The organism is Paraburkholderia sp. UYCP14C (genome assembly GCF_004197395.1).
Taxonomy (GTDB): domain Bacteria; phylum Pseudomonadota; class Gammaproteobacteria; order Burkholderiales; family Burkholderiaceae; genus Paraburkholderia.
Map to the genome: position 1 here is coordinate 1 of NZ_SELS01000187.1, position 3,192 is coordinate 3,192.

Annotated in this window: 3 protein-coding genes; all 3 read left to right on the plus strand. The window is 58.7% G+C overall.

The window, feature by feature from the left end:
* Window positions 1-154 precede the first annotated feature (154 nt).
* From EVC45_RS44015 to EVC45_RS44025, 3 genes are read left to right on the plus strand one after another with little or no spacing between them, the layout of a single operon-like run.
* Complete coding sequence (locus EVC45_RS44015; protein WP_129964285.1) at window positions 155-1,114, plus strand: tyrosine-type recombinase/integrase; 960 nt, start codon at window positions 155-157, stop codon at window positions 1,112-1,114.
* On the plus strand, window positions 1,111-2,085 hold the full coding sequence (locus EVC45_RS44020; protein ID WP_129964286.1) for a tyrosine-type recombinase/integrase: 975 nt from the start codon (window positions 1,111-1,113) through the stop codon (window positions 2,083-2,085). Before EVC45_RS44015 ends, EVC45_RS44020 begins: the two co-directional genes overlap by 4 nt.
* Window positions 2,078-3,091, plus strand: coding sequence for a tyrosine-type recombinase/integrase (locus EVC45_RS44025; RefSeq protein ID WP_129964287.1), 1,014 nt, complete (start codon window positions 2,078-2,080; stop codon window positions 3,089-3,091). The genes EVC45_RS44020 and EVC45_RS44025 overlap by 8 nt, the downstream gene beginning before the upstream one ends.
* The last annotated feature ends 101 nt before the right edge of the window (window positions 3,092-3,192 follow it).

The following is a 3,192-nucleotide window of genomic DNA, read 5'->3' on the forward strand; positions in this document are numbered from 1 at the left end:
GGCCGATTATGCAAAGTCGTCGATTATGGATAGCAATGGTTTTGGCAGCGGGGACAGTCCGATGGGCACAGGGTGTGGCGGCAGGATGATTTCTTCGTACTCGACATAATTTCAGCGATGATCTGGAGTAACGGTTCCACTTCTGGGGACCGTTATGAAGCCAACCAGTCTGCGCCCGACCAATCCCAACGCCCGGTCTTTCGCATCATTCCCGGCGCACATCGCCGACGAATTGCATCGCTACGACGCGTATCTGCGCGATGTACGAGGCCTGGCGACCGAGACACGTAAGAATCGGCTACGCGTTGTCGGCCTGCTCTTGCGATACAAATTCGAGCATTGCGCTGTCGACCTTGGAACGCTGCGCCCTGACGATATCCACAAGTTCATATCGATACAGCTGGGGGCCGGAGCTTCGACCTCTTATGCGTCACATCTGGCAGTAACCTTACGTTGTTACTTGCGTTACCGGACTGTATGTGGAGACATTACCGGCAAGCTCTTCACGGTTATCCTGAGTCCGGTCCACTGGAAGCTGGCCTCCCTGCCACGCACTCTTAAGCAAGAGGAAGTTGTCCGCCTTCTGGACACAGTTGCAGGCGCCCAGCACTGGCCGAAGCGTAGCTATGCGATTGTCCGCCTCGCGCTGGACTTGGGGCTACGATCGGGCGAGATCGCGCATCTCATGCTCCACGACATCGACTGGCACGCGGGCACCGTGATATTGAGAGGCACGAAGTCGCTGCGTCAGGACGTCATGCCGTTGCCAATTGAATCCGGGCAGGCGCTGGCAGACTATCTGCAACAGGAACGTCCGATGACTTGCCACCCGGCCGTCTTTGTCCGGCGGATAGCTGGTCGGGATGAGCCAATTACTCCAATGGCGGTCCAGAAGTTAATCAAACGAGCATGTTGTCGCATCGGACTGCCGCATTACAGTGCTCACGCTCTCCGACATACCCTGGCATGCCGCCTGGTTGAGAACGGCAGTTCGCTCAAGGAAGTAGCCGACCTGCTGCGCCACCGCTCCCTCAATTCCACCCTGATTTACGCCAAGCTCGACACACCGAAGCTGGCAGCCGTAGCCCTGCCGTGGCCGGGGAGCCAACCATGAGCGCGCGCGTCAGCTTGCAGAAGAGAGTCAACAACTATCTTGCCGAACGGCGCCGCTTGGGCTTCGAGTTGCACTCACGGGACACGCTATTAGCCAGCTTTGTCCGTTATGTCGCGAGTCGGCATCACCATGGGCCGCTCACGGCCAATCTCATGACGGATTGGGCGCAACAGGACAAATGGCACCGTGACACCCCGGCAACCTGGGCGGCAAGGTTAGCGATCGTTCGCCAGTTCGCACGCTACCTGAAGCAGTTCGATCCGGACACTGAAATTCCTGAGGAAGCCGTCTTCGGTCCTGAGCGGGCACGCGTCGCCCCGCACATCTTCCATGAAGACGAAATCGTTGCATTGATGGCAGCAGCCCGTGGCCTCGGTCCCGAGGGGAGCCTGCGCCCAGCCACATATGAGATCTTGTTCGGTCTGATGGCCTCAACCGGGTTGCGAGTTTCGGAAGCCATTCATCTACGCGATGCCGATGTCGATCTCAAGCGCGGGATGCTGACCATTCGGCAAACCAAGTTCGCCAAGTCGCGACTGTTGCCCATCCATCCGAGCACTGTTGCCGCGTTGAAGCGCTACCGACGACAGCGTACGCGATGGGTGGTCACAAGCGTCGACACCACCTTCCTGATCAGCAGTCGGGGGCGGCGACTGGGTCAGCCTCTGGGGGACCGTCAGGCTCATCGGGTCTTCAACAGACTACGTGACAGCCTTGGCTGGGTGAACCGTGGCGCTCACGCGGCACCTCGACTTCACGATCTGAGGCACACATTTGCTGTGCGGCGCTTGATGCTCTGGTATGCCCAAGGCACCGACATCGACCAGATGATGCTGGCGTTGTCGACCTACATGGGCCATGCCGAGATCTTCTATACATACTGGTATCTGACGGCAGTTCCAGAACTGATGGCCGTGGCCGGCGCCAGATTCGAGCGTTTCGCCGGCCTCGCGGGAGACGGCAATGAATAGGCATGCCAATGCACCGCCTTCGTTCGCCGCGCTCGTACAAACCTGGTTTGCCGAATACATGACCCAGCAGCGGGCGCTTAGCGCGCAAACCATTGCTGCCTATCGCGATGGCTTCGTGCTCTTCCTTGAGTTCGCCGAGGCGCGTTTGGGCAAGTCGCCAGCGATGATGGCACTGGCGGATATGACGCCGGAACTGATCATCGCCTTCCTCGATCATCTGGAACGTCAGCGGCACAACTGCGTACGCAGTCGCAATGCGCGACTGGCAGCACTGCGGTCGTTCCTGAGGTTCGCGGCGCACCGCGATGTGGAGTCACTACAGGTGATCGAACGTGCCTTGGGCGTTCCGGTCAAGCGCTTCGAGCGTCCGATGTTTAGCTACCTGTCGCGCGAGGAGATGCTGGCGGTGATCGGTACGCCGGGCGATTCCTGGTTGAGCCATCGGGACCATGTTCTGCTCCTGCTGATGTACAACACTGGAGCGCGCGTCTCGGAAATCCTCGGGGTTAAGGTTGCCGATGTGATCCTGGACGAAGGCTCCGCCTGCATTCATTTACGCGGTAAGGGGCGCAAGCAGCGTAGTGTGCCGCTTTGGCGGTCCACGGCGAAGACAGTACGTGCATGGTTGAAAGTGAATCCGGAATTCCAACCCACATCGCCACTGCTTCCGAACCGGAACGGTCGCGCAATGACAAGAGCTAACGCTGCATTGAGGCTAACACTGGCTGTCGGGAACGCAACCAAATCCTGCCCCAGTCTCGCAAAGCGGCATGTATCCCCTCATACCATCCGTCACGCCACGGCCATGCATTTGCTGCAAGCTGGAGTTGACATCAGCGTCATCGGACTGTGGCTCGGACATGAAAGTCCGGTTACGACGCATCACTATGTCGAAGCCGATCTGCGCATGAAGGAACGTGCCTTGGCGAAGCTTCACGAACCACCAGCCAAAATCCAGCGCTACAGGGCACCTGACTCCCTGATCAACTTCCTGAAGGCGCTGTGATTATGCAAAGGTTGGAATTCGAGCCCGCCCGCTGTCTACCAGCTCGCGCCCCGGATTCCGACCAGCTACTTTCCATAATCAACAACTTGGCATAATCGGCC